The sequence below is a fragment of the Vibrio sp. QJM3NY_27 genome (genome assembly GCF_057785955.1).
Map to the genome: position 1 here is coordinate 1054972 of NZ_CM173511.1, position 14178 is coordinate 1069149.

General features: G+C 43.9%; 16 protein-coding genes. 11 read left to right on the top strand and 5 right to left on the bottom strand.

Annotated elements, in window-relative coordinates:
* The first annotated feature begins 63 nt into the window (after positions 1 to 63).
* The 4 genes from AC3CIA_RS04800 to AC3CIA_RS04815 all read left to right on the top strand — a co-directional run bounded on the left by AC3CIA_RS04800 (position 64) and on the right by AC3CIA_RS04815 (position 2335).
* Positions 64 to 798, top strand: a complete 735-nt coding sequence (locus AC3CIA_RS04800; protein ID WP_488518609.1) for an AzlC family ABC transporter permease — start codon at positions 64 to 66, stop codon at positions 796 to 798.
* Positions 795 to 1124, top strand: coding sequence for an AzlD domain-containing protein (locus AC3CIA_RS04805; protein WP_016785726.1), 330 nt, complete (start codon positions 795 to 797; stop codon positions 1122 to 1124). Before AC3CIA_RS04800 ends, AC3CIA_RS04805 begins: the two co-directional genes overlap by 4 nt.
* A gap of 50 nt (positions 1125 to 1174) precedes the next feature.
* On the top strand, positions 1175 to 1480 hold the full coding sequence (locus AC3CIA_RS04810) for an NIPSNAP family protein (protein ID WP_029189615.1): 306 nt from the start codon (positions 1175 to 1177) through the stop codon (positions 1478 to 1480).
* 81 nt (positions 1481 to 1561) lie between these two features.
* Positions 1562 to 2335 (top strand): ribonuclease H1 domain-containing protein, encoded by a 774-nt coding sequence (locus tag AC3CIA_RS04815; RefSeq protein ID WP_488518610.1) that lies wholly within the window; start codon positions 1562 to 1564, stop codon positions 2333 to 2335.
* Between the two features lie 180 nt (positions 2336 to 2515).
* Here the strand turns inward: AC3CIA_RS04815 and AC3CIA_RS04820 are convergent, their stop codons facing one another.
* Positions 2516 to 3661, bottom strand: a complete 1146-nt coding sequence (locus AC3CIA_RS04820; RefSeq protein WP_146457155.1) for a glycosyltransferase — start codon at positions 3659 to 3661, stop codon at positions 2516 to 2518.
* Positions 3662 to 3954: 293 nt separating this feature from the next.
* Between AC3CIA_RS04820 and AC3CIA_RS04825 the strand changes: the two genes are divergently transcribed.
* The 6 genes from AC3CIA_RS04825 (at position 3955) to AC3CIA_RS04850 (ending at position 8824) form a co-directional block, all read left to right on the top strand.
* The gene (locus AC3CIA_RS04825; protein WP_372244256.1) at positions 3955 to 4881 is read left to right on the top strand and encodes a glycosyltransferase family 2 protein; all 927 of its coding nucleotides are present in this window, start codon (positions 3955 to 3957) and stop codon (positions 4879 to 4881) included.
* Positions 4882 to 4897: 16 nt separating this feature from the next.
* On the top strand, positions 4898 to 6334 hold the full coding sequence (locus tag AC3CIA_RS04830) for a lipopolysaccharide biosynthesis protein (RefSeq protein WP_488518611.1): 1437 nt from the start codon (positions 4898 to 4900) through the stop codon (positions 6332 to 6334).
* 139 nt (positions 6335 to 6473) lie between these two features.
* The gene (locus tag AC3CIA_RS04835) at positions 6474 to 6791 is read left to right on the top strand and encodes a hypothetical protein (protein WP_171314677.1); all 318 of its coding nucleotides are present in this window, start codon (positions 6474 to 6476) and stop codon (positions 6789 to 6791) included.
* Positions 6792 to 6922: 131 nt separating this feature from the next.
* Complete coding sequence (locus tag AC3CIA_RS04840) at positions 6923 to 7537, top strand: LysE family translocator (RefSeq protein ID WP_488518612.1); 615 nt, start codon at positions 6923 to 6925, stop codon at positions 7535 to 7537.
* A gap of 37 nt (positions 7538 to 7574) precedes the next feature.
* Entirely contained in the window at positions 7575 to 8351 is a 777-nt protein-coding gene (locus tag AC3CIA_RS04845) for a phosphotransferase (protein WP_488518613.1), read from the top strand.
* A 38-nt stretch (positions 8352 to 8389) separates the two neighbouring features.
* A complete protein-coding gene (locus tag AC3CIA_RS04850; RefSeq protein WP_488518614.1) occupies positions 8390 to 8824 on the top strand; it encodes a GNAT family N-acetyltransferase in 435 nt (144 codons plus the stop codon).
* 56 nt (positions 8825 to 8880) lie between these two features.
* Here the strand turns inward: AC3CIA_RS04850 and AC3CIA_RS04855 are convergent, their stop codons facing one another.
* The 4 genes from AC3CIA_RS04855 to AC3CIA_RS04870 all read right to left on the bottom strand — a co-directional run bounded on the left by AC3CIA_RS04855 (position 8881) and on the right by AC3CIA_RS04870 (position 11919).
* Entirely contained in the window at positions 8881 to 9348 is a 468-nt protein-coding gene (locus AC3CIA_RS04855; protein WP_114633154.1) for a DUF3429 domain-containing protein, read from the bottom strand.
* Positions 9345 to 9890 (bottom strand): glutathione peroxidase, encoded by a 546-nt coding sequence (locus tag AC3CIA_RS04860; RefSeq protein ID WP_237290752.1) that lies wholly within the window; start codon positions 9888 to 9890, stop codon positions 9345 to 9347. Before AC3CIA_RS04860 ends, AC3CIA_RS04855 begins: the two co-directional genes overlap by 4 nt.
* A 97-nt stretch (positions 9891 to 9987) precedes the next feature.
* Entirely contained in the window at positions 9988 to 11310 is a 1323-nt protein-coding gene (locus AC3CIA_RS04865; RefSeq protein WP_488518615.1) for an ABC1 kinase family protein, read from the bottom strand.
* 222 nt (positions 11311 to 11532) lie between these two features.
* Positions 11533 to 11919, bottom strand: coding sequence for a thiol-disulfide oxidoreductase DCC family protein (locus AC3CIA_RS04870; RefSeq protein WP_428786238.1), 387 nt, complete (start codon positions 11917 to 11919; stop codon positions 11533 to 11535).
* A 401-nt stretch (positions 11920 to 12320) separates the two neighbouring features.
* Between AC3CIA_RS04870 and AC3CIA_RS04875 the strand changes: the two genes are divergently transcribed.
* Positions 12321 to 14111: a hypothetical protein gene (locus AC3CIA_RS04875; protein ID WP_488518616.1), complete on the top strand. Its 1791-nt coding sequence runs from the start codon at positions 12321 to 12323 to the stop codon at positions 14109 to 14111.
* Positions 14112 to 14178: the final 67 nt, after the last annotated feature.

The following is a 14178-nucleotide window of genomic DNA, read 5'->3' on the forward strand; positions in this document are numbered from 1 at the left end:
TACAATCGAATAAGTGAGTGCTCTTTTACAGTGGAAAACCAATGTAACGAGAACTAGAAAAATATGGATAACAACACAATGGATAAACGTACGCAGTTATGGAAAGGCGTTATGGCAGCGATGCCGTTAAGTATTGCCGTCATACCGTGGGGCATATTAGCGGGCTCGTATGCGATAGATGCTGGACTGAATCAGCTTCAAGCTCAGGCTATGTCTGCCATTTTATTTGCGGGTTCAGCTCAGCTGGTGGCTGCGGGTATGTTTAAAGCGGGCATTGGTTTAGGGACTATGTTGTTAACCACGCTGTTTATTACGTCAAGACACTTTCTTTATAGTGTCTCTATGCGTGACAAAATTAGTCATCTGCCAGCTCGTTGGCGTTTATTGCTTGGTTTTTGGCTCACTGATGAGCTGTTCGCGATTTGCAGTGGGCAATCCCAACAAGAGTTTAATCGTTGGTATGCCGCAGGCGTGGGCGGCGGATTTTACCTCGTTTGGAATATTGCGAGCTTTGTCGGCATTGTCGCAGGTAGTCAAATTCCATCACTTAACGAGATTGGCCTCGATTTTGCGGTCGCCGCGACTTTCATTGCTTTGGTTTTTCCTTTGATTCGAACACTGCCAACGGTGGTGTGTGTTGTGGTGTCATTGGTGATCTCTGTGGCAATGGCGGTCAATCAGGTTGAAGGAGGGCTGATGATTGCTGCGATTTCAGGTATGTTGGCGGGCTTCATTAGTGAATCATTTGTTGAACGTAACAATGGTCAGAAACAAGCCAATGAAGGAGAGTCTGCATGATTTGGTTATCGATCGTACTCATGACAGCGATTGTTTTTTTCAGTCGATATGTGTTTCTAGAACCTACAATTCCTCTTCGACTAAATAGTACAGCAAGGCGTCTACTACGTTATTCAAGCCCTGCGGTATTAACGGCTATTTGGGGACCGATTGTATTCGCTCCTGAGCAATCATTCTGGCCAAGCCTCGAGAATCCATATTTGATCGGTGCTCTTGTGACTGGGTTGTTGATATGGAAAACAGGCAATGTGCTGTTAACGATTGGAGTCAGTATGGCCGTGTTTTTGTTCTATAACTTAGTCGCGGTTGATTACCTTTTCTCTTGAGCTTCGACTTAGGTTTTATGTTTCTCCCATGATTTAAGGGCTATATAGATATGATTACTTGTTATGTTCGATATGTGATTGATCCTAAGAAAACAAAGGAGTTCGAAACCTACGCTAAAATGTGGATTCCTTTGGTCGCTAAATTTGGTGGCCAACACAATGGTTATTTCTTGCCGTCGGAAGGGGCGAGCAATATTGCTTTGGCGCTGTTTACCTTTGAAAGCTTGGCTGCCTATGAAGAGTATCGGATTAAATCGCTGAGCGATGCTGAGTGTATTAAAGCGTTTGAATTTGCAGATGAAGTTGATTGCATCGTGAGTTATGAGCGAAGCTTTTTTAGACCTGTTTTTGACTGATTGACCTTGCAACGTATGACATGGTGGCATCTAATGTACCGATTCACTGTTTGTGTTTTAAGGTTCTGGTAAGGAGTTAGTTTGGCTAAGAAATATTATGTGGTTTGGAAAGGTCGTACACCGGGTATTTTTACCACTTGGAATGAGTGTAAATCGCAAGTTGATGGCTTTGCTGGTGCGAGATACAAATCGTTTCCTACATTAGGCGAGGCTGAATCTGCTTTCGGTGGTAAAACGTCGTCTGCGTCAGGTTTTTCGGCTACAAAGCCAAGCTCTGCGGGTAAGGCGACTAAAGCGAAGGTTCCGCCTCTCTCTCAACAACAAATCACTGATATGCCTTTTGATATCAAGATCTTTACTGATGGCGGTTGTGAGCCAAACCCAGGTGAAGCCGGTACAGGCTTAGCGGTGTACCTGAACAACGATTTAACTGAGTTGTGGTATGGTCTTTACCAACCAATGGGTACTAACAATACCGCAGAGCTACAAGGTTTGAAGCAAGCATTTATAATTGCAAAAGAGAAACTGCAAGCCGGCTTGTCTGTTGCAATTTATAGTGACTCAAAATACTCGATTGACTGTATTACTAAGTGGGCAACGGGCTGGGAGAAAAAAGGTTGGACGAAGTCGGGTGGTGAAATCAAAAACCTCGATATCATCAAGCCAGCTTATGCGATGTACCAAGAGCTCGCTTCTCAAATCACTATCCACCATGTTAACGGTCATGTTGGTATTGAAGGTAATGAACTTGCAGACCGAATGTCTATCGTTGCGATTGCTTCTAAAGAACAAGATCTGAATCGATATACAGAGACAGACGATCTTACTGAGATATTAGCTTTGCGAGCGGGTTAAGAAAGCTCGGCGAGCTGTTTTTTAATCACGGAAGCAAGTCTAGCCCAGCGTAGGGCTAGTTTTATCCAAACTAATATCATATTAAGCGTTACAGTTTGCATCAATGTAACGCTATGGTTTGTGTCTTTCTCTTCTAGTCTCTAATTCATTTCACATCTATTTGCGTGTTTTTTGATAGTCTTAAACTGGGTTTTCTATCCAATGAGACAGCTGTTGAGCTTGTTTAAGAGAGTTAAATCGCTTCTCTACTCTGGTTCTTGCCATCATCCCCATTTCTGTTTTGTCCTCGCTACTTAATTGCGCAAAACGCTCAATGCTTTCTCTTAACTCTTCGACGTTTTTTTCATTCACTAAAAATCCGGTATCAGGTGTGACAATTTCCTTACAGCCCATAATGTTGGTTGTAATCACGGGTGTTCCGACTGCCATGGCCTCTTTTAGTACTAACGGTCCAGTATCGACACAACCTGTTTCTGAAAAGCAAAAAGGAGCGACTAAACAATCGTAGCTCGGTAAGTGCTCTTTTACCCACCCATGAGGCTTTGAACCAAGAAAGCTGACATTTCGAGTTAGCCCTTGTTGTTCGACTTGCGCTTTTAACTGGGACTCTAGATCTCCAGTACCGACGATATCGAGATGAATGTCCAGAGGCTCGGCTATGGGTGCTAAGGCATCAATGAGAAAGTGGATACCTTTTTGTTCAACTAATCTTCCAAGGAAAACAAAGCGAAGCTGCTTGGTTTCGGTCTTTGGGTGTAGTTGAAATTGCTTGGTATTTACACCGCAATGCAGGAGCTTAATATTACCTTTTGCCATGTGATTAAAGTCGGTGAGCATGTCTTTACAGACCGCGACCACAAAATCGCTCGATGTAATCTTATGTTCAATATCGTAAGCGAATTCGTAAACATCATGGCCATGGGCGACAAACGAGCAAGTGATGTTGAGAAGCTTAGCGGCGACAATAGCGTGGGCAGTGGTGTGTTGGCAGAAGTGAGCATGGACATGGTTAACGTCTTTTTCTGCGAGTTGTAACGCCAACTTAAATCCATAAGCGAAAAGTGACTTCTTCGGCATGCTAGTCTGCTTAGATACAAACGAAAGCGCTTTGACAAAACCCACCCAGTTGATGCTAGTTATCTTGCCCGCCCGAACATCCTTGCCAATTTTCACGATGTCATAGTCGAAAGCTTTTTCACTTTCTTCTACTTCGAATGCCATTACGCATACCTGATGCCCACACGCTTTCACGGAGTCGACTTCTGTCTGAATGAATGTCTCGCTCAGTACAGGGTAGGTCGGCGCTATAAATGCTACTTTTTTCATTTTTTGCTCCTTTTACTGGCCACTAAAATGGATTAAGCAAGATACGAACCAAGATGAAAGAGTATTTTTTCGGCGCTTCTTAATGGTTTTTTTGTGGTTATCGTTAGGTTGCTACTGGTTTTCTCAAAATGGCATTCAAATTGGAGATTTGAGTGTTTCTGCAGACAGCGCTTGGTCGTCATTTTGCGAACAAGCACGTAGGCTGCTGATATAAAGCCAGTTTAATAGTGAGGAATGCTCGGCACAGGATATGCAGAAGTAGCTGTACAACGTATAAATTTGAGATCGTCACTATGGCTAAAGTTAGTATTGTTATTCCTACTTATAATTGTTTGGACTATCTTCCGAAGGCAATCGGCAGCGTACTCAAACAGACTCATCAAGATATCGAATTAATCATTATTGATGATAACAGCAATGATGGAACGTCAACTTATCTCGCATCCATACACGACGAACGTATAGTTAAAATAGCGACTCTGGGTGTAGGTGCACCTCAAGCCAGAAACCTAGGGATTGAAAAGGCGACCGGTGAATTCATCGCTTTTTTAGATGCCGACGATTTTTGGTATCCAGAGAAAATCGAGCGACAGATCGAGTTCCATCAACGAAACCCTGAGTTGGCGATGAGTTTTACCAATTACGAACATCTCACTGAAGACTACCAAGTGATTATTGACTGCTTTAGCTATTGGTCACAGTTCCAAGAGAAAGATGAGTTGTTCTTCAATATTGAAAAGCCACTGGAGTTCATTATTGAAAACAACGTGATTGGTACATCGACAGTGATGGTTAGAGCTGATGTGCTCTCTCAAACAGACAGTTTTAATGCTGACATTAAGTATGGAGAAGATTGGGAGTTGTGGCTTCGACTAAGTGAGAATCATCAGATTGGTGTGCTGAATTCAGTGCAGGTTGGTTATTTAATGAGGTCGAGTTCTGTCACTCAAACTGAAAGCTTCAAATTGAGGAATTTGCAGTCTATAGAGACTATTCTTCAGCGTTACCAAAATGGCAGTGAACGTTGGAACCTGCCTTCTTCTAGCTTTAAAATCGCAAAGGCGAGAATATTGGAAGGTTACGCTGACTATTATCGAGGCTTGCAACAAAACCGATTGGCCATCTCATACAGTATCCGCTCGTTAGTTTTGGCTCCGCAAAAACGAACGTTACGACATCTTCTTGGAGACTGTAAGAGTTTCCTAACACCCGCATGGTAAGGAACAGGTGATTGCTATGGGGTCTTTAAAACAGTCAGCCTATTACGCCATTGGTATTGTGATGATGAAAGGAATATCACTAGTGATGATTCCATACATTACTCACAAAATGACGCTAGCAGAATACGGTTCTTTAGAAGCGATTGTTTTGTTAGCCGATATTGGAACGATATTGTTTAGTTTTGGTATCGTTGAGGCAATGTACCGTTATGTGGGCGTGGCTGATGGCGATGAAAAACGGGAACTCATCTCGAACTGTTTTACGTTAAGTGTTTTGGTGTGTGTACTAGGAGGGCTATTAATTGTGCTCAGTATGCCGTTGTTACTCTTAATGTTGCCCGTCGAATTTCAACCCTACCAAATTTTACTACTGCTTATTCCTACGATGCTTGATGGGGCAATCTCTATTCCTCTTACCCTAATGCGAATGAACGCGATGGCGAAGCGATTCTGCCTGCTTAATGTATTGAAAGCGGGTGTTCAAGCCTTCATGACTTTTGCGTTGCTTGAGGCCGGATATGGTATTGATGGTGTGTTGATTTCGGCTGCAGTCTCTAGTGTGCTGCTAATGATCTGTTTAGTGCGCTATCAATGGCAAGAGATGGGAACATTTGGTTGCTTTAAATACTCCACTAAGATCTTGAAGTTTGGGTTACCCGCTTTGGTCGGGGGGGCATCGATGTACATGATTACGGGTTTAGATCGTTGGGTCATGGCAAGTTTCGTTGGAGTCGAAGAGCTGGCGATTTATGCAGTCAGTGGTAAATTTGCTTTGATTCTCGGATTGTTATTACAACCCTATGCACTTTGGTGGTTCCCAAACCGTGTCGCCATTCTTCAACAAACAGGCGGCAGTAAACATTGTGCTGATAAAGCCTTAGTCGGCGTTAATTTTGCCATCGTATTGGGTGCTTTGATGATTCTAACTGTTCCAGGTTTTATCGCTTTAATTTTGCCAAGTAGCTATCAATATGCGGGTACGATTGTTGTCGCATTGCTTGCCATTAGTGTTATCAAGAACGCAGGTGACTATTTGAATCTTGGCTGTTTCAGTGGAAACTCAAGTCAATCACAAATGTGGATTCAAGGCGGATGCGCGATCTTGGCCGCTATTGGTTATGTCACCGTGACGCCCATTTATGGCGTGTGGGGTGTTATTGTTGTTCTCTGTGGCACTTACATATTGCGATTACTACTTTTATATTTCGTTAGTCAAACAATGGAGCCGTTACCCTATCAGCACAGTAAGTGGATTGTAGCGCTCAGTATTGCGGTAGTTGCGGTCACTTGTGATCGATTGCTCGGATTGGTGCTCGTTGATGTTCATGACTTTATTTTAGGAAGCTTTGTGGCAGTGATGACGCTTGTGGCCTTTATTAAATACTCGGTCATCATGATCCCTCAGGCGGTACTTGATAGGTTCACGTCAAACAAACATTCACAGGTAAGTTGATATTACCTCCTATTCAGAACTCGAATGTTTCTAAGTCAGTGAATCAAAAGTCTTAGAAATTTTAAATAAAACACTGTTCATAATGTTTATGATTAGATAGTATTTATAAGTTTGATGAATATTAACTATGGAAAGAATTATGAATAAGTGGATTGTACTTTCAGCTCTGTTTTCGACCTTCTCTTACGGTGCTTTAGACCTTTCTAACTCTGATTTATCAGCGGGAGGCTTTGATGTACCAGAAGCCATCTCGTTGGAACGACAAAACATCGTATGTGAAAGTGTTGTTTGTAATTCTGTCTCTGAACCTAAATCTGTTCCGGTTGTTGGCGACGTACCTGAACGCGAGCCGAATCAAACGTTAGAAACTCTCGCGAGTGCGATTTATATCGTCGGTGAGATTGGGGTTGCGGAAAACCTGTCGACTCCAGAATACGAGCAATTCTTCGAAAACTAATTCAAGGGGTGTGGCAGAGTATTGGCACAGCTTTCAAGTGGTACTATAAAAGATTTCAAATGCTGTTATAAAAGGTAATATTGCGGTTAAACGATTCAATAACCTTGGCATATTGTAACTAGGAAGTCCCAATGGAAATATGGAAGTTGCTGCTGTTTATCCCTGCTTGTTTTGCGCTCAACATGACGCCGGGCCCAAACAATTTGTTATCAATGAACAACGCTCGCTGTTATGGATTTCAAGCTGCTTTAGTTGCTGGGTTAGGAAGAATTGCTGCCTTTTCTGGCATGATCGCGTTAGCTGCATCGGGCTTAGCCGTTGTGCTTTATACTTCTGAAACCTTGTTCTTTCTCATCAAGCTGTTTGGCGCCATGTATTTATTGTGGATTGCGTTTAACTTATGGCGCTCACAAGCCAGCCCTATTGTTGGAATTGATCGTAACAAAAATTGGTTCGGCCTAGTCAAACAAGAGTTTACACTCGCAGCTGGCAACCCTAAAGCCATTCTTATCTTCACCGCATTCCTTCCTCAATTTGTCGATGTCACCGCTAATGTAAACACGCAATTCTTCATCCTCGGAAGCACATTCCTTATGTTAGAAATACTCGCTATTTCTATCTATGCTGCTTTTGGTTTATATCTACGAAATTGGTTCTCACAGCCTAAAATGGCTAAGCGCTTCAATAAAGCCTGCTCGGTGTTTCTTGCTCTATCTGGTGCGAATTTGTTAGTGAGCCGTCAGTAGGGTTCGTTCTGCTGTTTACACGGATAGAAGGAATGCGATGAGTAATCAAGACCTCTCACAAATGGGCGCTGCGCAGGTTTCTTTAACTGAGCATAATGGCTTTCCTTGTATACATAAACAAGGGACTGGCGAGGTTGAAGTCGCTTTTTACCAACATGCAGCGCAGCATCTTGATGGAGTGAATACGCCTCAACTTCTTGCGGTCGATGGTTGTGATCTTTATCTCGAATACATTCCTCATTCGGTTTGTCTTGCCGAGCTACAAACGACAAGTGATGTGTTTCAGCAGCTCGCTAGTATTCACTGTTCTCAATATCGACCAACATTTGAAGTTAAGCGCCATCAATGGAGTTTAGATGACACCACGGCGGCTTTATCTTCCCTACAATTGCCTCAAGTTACGCAAGACAGTCTTAAGTATATTCAATCGCAGAGTGATGCGATTTTTAACCATGACACGTTAATTTCGGGTGACTCCAATGAAGGAAATTGGGGAAGAAGAGATAACGATCAGCTCGTGTTATTTGATTGGGAGCGTTTTGGTTTTGGTAGCCCCGCGATAGATTTAGCACCACTCGTTTCGCGAATGGGTTCCTTGTCTGATTATGAGCGCATTGTTGATCAGTACCTTTGCCATAACACCTTGATTCCGCGTGAAGATTTAATAAAGCAATTGATCATGGCTAAAAGCTGGATTGTAGTCGAAGTCATGAATATATTAGTCACGCGTAACAACCCTGAAGCTTCGAAATACATCAATTGGTTTAGAGAGCAATTGCCAACTTGGCTGGCTTCAGTTGAAGGCAGATTGTAGCTGAAGGGCGGTGTAGTTAATCTTTTTAAGGTCGATGTATGAATGTTGTTTGTGCGGAAAAACAAGAATTGGCTGATATCTACCAGCTTGAACATGCTTTGTTTGGCGACCACGCCTATCCGCAGTTTTTCTTTCGTCAGGCCTTTGATTGCTGGGGGAAGGGCTTGCTGGTGGCGAAACAGGATTCGCAAGTTGCGGGTTATGTGTTGATGACACCAACAGACAAGCCACAAGAATATTGGATTTTGTCACTGGCCGTTGATGGTCAATTTCGAGGTATGGGAGTGGGACGTTCGTTGATGGAACAGGCGATCACGACGCTGCCTAAAGAATCCAAGGTGTTGCTTACCGTTGATCCAAATAATGCGTCGGCTTGGGCGCTTTATGTGTCTATGGGTTTTGTCACTATCAAAGAAGAGTCGAACTATTTTGGCGATGATGAGCCAAGGTTGGTGATGCAGCTCATCGTCTAGTTTCTTGCTAACGTTGTTTATTCAAAGGCGCACACCTTAATTAAAGGTTCACAGACCTAGGTCAACATCACGATACCGTGCATCAACACCACGCTAGAGGTTAATCGGGTTCTCATATCAAAATAGCCGTCGGGGCCTTCGCTTTGGTTCTCTTCTCTCATTGACCTTTCCGCTCGCCAAACCGCAATGTAGCCAATGATAAGAATCAGAGTAGTGAGGAACTCTTTTTGTTCCCCAAGTAGCACAGCTACCCACGCGGCTAGCACAATCACGTTGCTTAGAATCAGCGCCTTGTTGCTCGATTGGCTTTCGAAGTTCTCTATCCCATTGCCCCACAAGATACCCGACAAAAAGCTCAAGATAACCACGCTGTAGGTGATGAAGAGTGTTTCGCCACTCAAGCTAATGAACTGGCTGTCGGTGAGTGATAACAGTAGACCGAACAAAAAGGGGATTAAACCCATATAACCGAGCTTGGCCATGGTGTTGCGTGTTTGAGTTGTCTCCATAAAATCTGACCTCATAAATGCTGTTCGATAGCATTTTTGAGGGTACTACTGGTTGGCGATGTAGAGCTAGGGAAGGTTGCTACCACTTTACCTTCTTTATTGATCAAGAATTTGTAGAAGTTCCACTTGGGTGTGACACCTGCTTGCTGTTGTATTTCTGCAAACACAGGATTGGCGTTACTGCCAGATAATGTGGCTCTCGCCATCATAGGAAAGGTAACTCCGTAGTCGAGGTAACAGATTTTAGCGGACTTCTCTTCACTTCCTCTATCTTGGCGAAAATCATTACTTGGAAAGCCGACAACCGTGAAGCCTTGGTCTTTATAGGTTTGATGCAATTGCTCGAGTTGTTCGAATTGAGGAGTGAAACCACATTGGCTGGCTGTGTTTACAACCAAAAGAGTTTTGCCTTGAAACTCTTCACACAGCTCTATCTCTTCGTTCGAATTTAGCAACCGTTGTTTGCCGTTGAGTATCTCAGGGCAGCTTGATGCAAAAGCGATAGAGCTCGTTAGGCTTGCAATCAGGGCTGTGGAGCAAAGCAGTGAAGGTTTCATGGGTTTGGCTCATTTTAGTTGGCATAACTATTACTACTCTTGCGCAGCGCGAAATGATCACTTTTCTGGTCATTAACCGTCACTATTTATGAACTAATCAAGTGTCATCGCTGATGAGATACGGATCGACCAAACGACTTATGTTCACCCTTGCGCCAAGGCGAGCGGCTAACAGATACATGCCTCCGATTTTACGGTGTAGGAACAGGGCGTCTGCTGGTGGTGTGTGCCAATACTCTTGTTCCATGCTGAGTATAGTTCCGGCTTCGCGTAGCTTTTGAGCGAGTCCACTGGCTTTAAAATCGTACTCTTCGTCAACCAACATGGGCTCACACGCCATTGTCACTAAGTTGAGAATGGCTTGGCGCTGATCGGGGAGAATCGTCTCGCTAAAGAACCCAATCTGCTCTAGCGCCTTGTTGAGGCCTTGTTCATCGTGATTAATCACAGAGGTAAAGGCCAAACGATAGCCATCACTGAAGCGGTCGCTGTATTCACGGGTTGCTCCAAAATCTAACAGCCCAATCTGGCGCGTGTTTTCAACGTAAAGGTAGTTGGCAAAATTAGGGTCGGTCTGCACCATCTGCAAGTCGAACAACTCCCTGAACATGAGTTCGAGCAAGCTGCGCATGACAAAATCACGAGTACTTTGATCGTAACCTTCTATTTTCTCTATCGAGACGCCTTCAATGAAGTCCATCGCGAGCACTGATTCTGAAGACATTTGAGGGTGAATCTTAGGTACAACGAAGTGAGCGTGTTCTTTCAGTGCATGATAGTAACGAGTCGCGTAGTCAGCCTCGCGAGCATAATCTGCTTCATCATGGAGCTGTTTCTTTGCTTCTTCTAATAAGCTTTTGTAATCGACAGACTTGGGTATCAAACCGACGATGTTAAGCAATGTACCTACGTTGTCCACATCACTGTCGATGCTTTTTCGAATACCGGGATATTGGACTTTGATGGCAAGTTTGTCTCCCGCATCACTGTAGGCTTGGTGAACTTGTCCGATGGACGCACTGGCGATAGGTTTAAAGTTGAAGGAAAGGAATTCGGCTTTCCAGTTGATGCCGAGTGAGCTTTCTAACACTTGGTTGAGCTGCTTTGTTGGCAGTGGGTCGGCGTCTGAGCGAAGGCGAGAAAGAATGTCGGCGAGTTCCGGTTCGAGGACATCGCCCGCGTCCATTGATAACATCTGCCCAAGCTTCATGGCAGCACCGCGCAGGTGGGCGAGTTGATCAGTCAGGCGTGCAATGTTCTGCGGGGTGAGTAATAAGTCTTTTGCTTTGGGCCTGTTGCCTTGTGCAATCTGCTTGGTGCCTTCCGTTATCACGTTGCCCGCGACCCTTGTTGCCAGCGAGGCAAACTTGCTGAATCTAGAAATTCGATGTGTAGGAAGGTTTCTCTCTTTTGCCGACATAAAGGTTCTCACTTAGTTATCAAGACTCACTACAAAGTTCTATCAATCATTACCCAACCGAATGTTTTGTTGTGGTAACTTGTCTCGCGAAACAGTAAACAGAATTTAAAGGACAAAACATGAAGTTTATTTGGTTAAAAGTCGCGGTTACCGTTTTAGTTTTTGCTGCGCTGTTTGGTGTGGTGTATTACAAAGTCGCAAGTGGTATGTCTTAACCAAGTACTATTTTGTGCAGCTGTTACCATCGCAGCGTGACTTTCCAGTTAGCCAGAAAGAGACTTTGTATCGGTTCTTGGCAAACCGAAGATAACACCAGTCGGCCACTGGCTTGAATATCGCCCAACGTAAAGGGGCGTATAGCCAACCTTTTCCTACTAAGCGCCACGCTTGGTAGGTCACGTCTAAGCCCAGCAGCAGTTTTCCATTCTCATCCAGTGCATGCAAAATGGTGTTGGCTGCGTCGGCATCAATCTGAGGGTAGTCTGAAAAGGCTTCACTGTAGATATCGATGGTTTGAATCTTATTCTCGGCATCATGCTTTGCAAGTGCCGCCATCTCCTTTGCGCACAACGGGCATGTCCCATCGTAAAATATCGTAAGTTGTGTCATCGTCTGTTCGCCTATCATTTCACGAGTGAACCTTCAGTTTCCCGTTAAGTCGGCACCCGTCAATTCAATCGCTTGTTATTCAATAATCTAGCAATGGCTACGTTATTGCACCTTTTAAAGATCACTTACCTTGTATCCAAAGCTCTAAGAATGTCTGACGTAGACACTTTGTTCATCCTTTCAAGTCCTTGATTGTTTGGTCAAATCTCGGGTTTATGGACAAATGATAACAAAGCGTCCAATAAAGGTGTGCCTTCAATATATAAACATCAATCAATTCAATAAGTTGAAATTGGCTTGGAATATGCTCTATCGAACCTACGAATTGCTAAAGGATTTTCTCTAATTTGGGCATGGCAGAAAACCCTAAAAGCATAAGTATGGATAAATGGAGAGAGAACATGAAGGTTATAAATTATTTACTTAGTGTGCTTTTGTTGTTTAGTAGCCCCCAGTTGGCATGGGCTACGGTTGATGTTATGGAACTCGATGGTAACGCGACCAGCGATAATAGTGGTATTGATTGGGACGATGTAAATAACCCCAACAGCATGGTCGGGATTGCGGAGTTTTTCCAAAAAGACCGTAACGGTGTGGATCAAATCTTTTGGAAGGGTGGATCAAAAGATGATTCCGACATTACGGATTGGGCATTTCGAAGTGCGTCGCCACAACCGAAAGATGACTTTACCAATGCGTATGCCGCTGCCTTTGAAAGCGAAGGTGACTTGCTGATTTACTTTGGTGCAGACCGATATGCGAACAATGGTGATATGTACATTGGCTTCTGGTTCTTACAAGACCAGGTTGGATTGCCGGATGGGAAAACTAAAGGCGACTTTGTTGGGCAACATGTCAATGGAGACATCCTTGTGCTGATTTCATTCCCACAAGCAAGTGGCGGTAATCCGTACATAGAAGTGTTGCAGTGGGATTTGAATAATGGTGATGTCACCGACAACATGACGAGAATTTTCCAAACTGACGGTGACCCTAAATCGAATGATTTTGTGGGGGCAAGATGTGGCAGTGGCGCAGTCGGCGTCGAGAAGATCTGTGCGATTTCAAATGATGATTCTATCGGTGCAATTGCTCTACCCAATGTACAAGGTTGGGACTATCTAGCTAAAACGGGTGAAACAACCTCTATTCCAACCGAGAGCTTTGTGGAAGGTCGATTAAACTTGTCAGCTCTGTTGAATGATGAGTTCGGTATTGAGGATATTCCTTGTTTCAGTAGTTTCTTAGTGGAGTCTCGAGCTTCTCGTTCGATTGATGCATCTTTGGCTGACTTCGTTGTCGGTTCATTCAGTTTATGTAGCATCAATATAGCGGCGACTTGTAACACAACCAGCTTTACGGTTGATGGCATGTTCAACATCGATTACACCGTGACGGTAACCAATACCGGCCCTGGTTCGTTAGGCACCAATGGTGATTACGAAGTGGCCTTTTTATCTGAGTCACCAATCTTAGGTGCGCTTCCTGTCGTGGGTAACGGTGATGAAGTGTGGAGTGTCGGCGAGTCATTCTCATTCATGGGGAATTATCTGTCTGTAAATAACGGAGCCGTCGGCGTGATAGATGGTGCGGTGGATCTTGATGGGCTTATCGTGAATGCTCAAGCGCCAGTGGCTTACAATTGTCCACCAATAGACTTGAGCCCGATGGTTGAGATTTCTAAGGTGTGTAATAGCTTCTTAGAGGTTGATGGCGGCCAAGTTGTGCTTAAGAAAACCTATGATGTTGAAATATGTAATACCGGTGATATCCCATTGGCTATTGAATCGCTGGTGGATTCTAAGGATGACTCTTTGAGCCGTTCTGATTTACCTACTGAAGTAGTCAACAGCAGTTATTACCTCGACTTTGCTTTACCTTGTGATGATCTTGAGGATGTGACCACATGTGGTGCTGGCAATATGTGTAGTGCATTAAGTGCCGACCCTGAGCTGTTTGCTTGTAAAACGGGTGAAGGAGAGTGGATACCGAACTTTGGTGATGCGATCGGTCAAGTGTGTACACAAGTAAGCAAAACTTATGCGCCAAATGTGTTACCAACCGGAACCGCAGGAATGCTATCTAATCAAGTGACAGCAACGTTTGACTCGTTGTTCTTGCAAGATGCATTTATGGAAACATCGAACATTGCAACCTGTGATGTTTGTCCATTTACTGTACCTGAGCCTTAAGTACTTTCATTAATTGAGTACAACTAAACTCCAAAGCAGCCTAGTTCGTTAGGCTGCTTTATTAGTT

What these genes read in the sequence shown, in the direction of transcription:
- AC3CIA_RS04810 (WP_029189615.1), top strand. Translation starts at nt 1,175, where the DNA reads ATGATTACTTGTTATGTTCGATATGTGATTGATCCTAAGAAAACAAAG.
- AC3CIA_RS04850 (WP_488518614.1), top strand. Translation starts at nt 8,390, where the DNA reads ATGAATGTTGTTTGTGCGGAAAAACAAGAATTGGCTGATATCTACCAG.
- AC3CIA_RS04865 (WP_488518615.1), bottom strand. Translation starts at nt 11,310, where the DNA reads ATGTCGGCAAAAGAGAGAAACCTTCCTACACATCGAATTTCTAGATTC.
- AC3CIA_RS04820 (WP_146457155.1), bottom strand. Translation starts at nt 3,661, where the DNA reads ATGAAAAAAGTAGCATTTATAGCGCCGACCTACCCTGTACTGAGCGAG.
- AC3CIA_RS04830 (WP_488518611.1), top strand. Translation starts at nt 4,898, where the DNA reads ATGGGGTCTTTAAAACAGTCAGCCTATTACGCCATTGGTATTGTGATG.
- AC3CIA_RS04870 (WP_428786238.1), bottom strand. Translation starts at nt 11,919, where the DNA reads ATGACACAACTTACGATATTTTACGATGGGACATGCCCGTTGTGCGCA.
- AC3CIA_RS04805 (WP_016785726.1), top strand. Translation starts at nt 795, where the DNA reads ATGATTTGGTTATCGATCGTACTCATGACAGCGATTGTTTTTTTCAGT.
- AC3CIA_RS04840 (WP_488518612.1), top strand. Translation starts at nt 6,923, where the DNA reads ATGGAAATATGGAAGTTGCTGCTGTTTATCCCTGCTTGTTTTGCGCTC.
- AC3CIA_RS04860 (WP_237290752.1), bottom strand. Translation starts at nt 9,890, where the DNA reads ATGAAACCTTCACTGCTTTGCTCCACAGCCCTGATTGCAAGCCTAACG.
- AC3CIA_RS04855 (WP_114633154.1), bottom strand. Translation starts at nt 9,348, where the DNA reads ATGAGGTCAGATTTTATGGAGACAACTCAAACACGCAACACCATGGCC.
- AC3CIA_RS04825 (WP_372244256.1), top strand. Translation starts at nt 3,955, where the DNA reads ATGGCTAAAGTTAGTATTGTTATTCCTACTTATAATTGTTTGGACTAT.
- AC3CIA_RS04845 (WP_488518613.1), top strand. Translation starts at nt 7,575, where the DNA reads ATGAGTAATCAAGACCTCTCACAAATGGGCGCTGCGCAGGTTTCTTTA.
- AC3CIA_RS04875 (WP_488518616.1), top strand. Translation starts at nt 12,321, where the DNA reads ATGAAGGTTATAAATTATTTACTTAGTGTGCTTTTGTTGTTTAGTAGC.
- AC3CIA_RS04835 (WP_171314677.1), top strand. Translation starts at nt 6,474, where the DNA reads ATGAATAAGTGGATTGTACTTTCAGCTCTGTTTTCGACCTTCTCTTAC.
- AC3CIA_RS04800 (WP_488518609.1), top strand. Translation starts at nt 64, where the DNA reads ATGGATAACAACACAATGGATAAACGTACGCAGTTATGGAAAGGCGTT.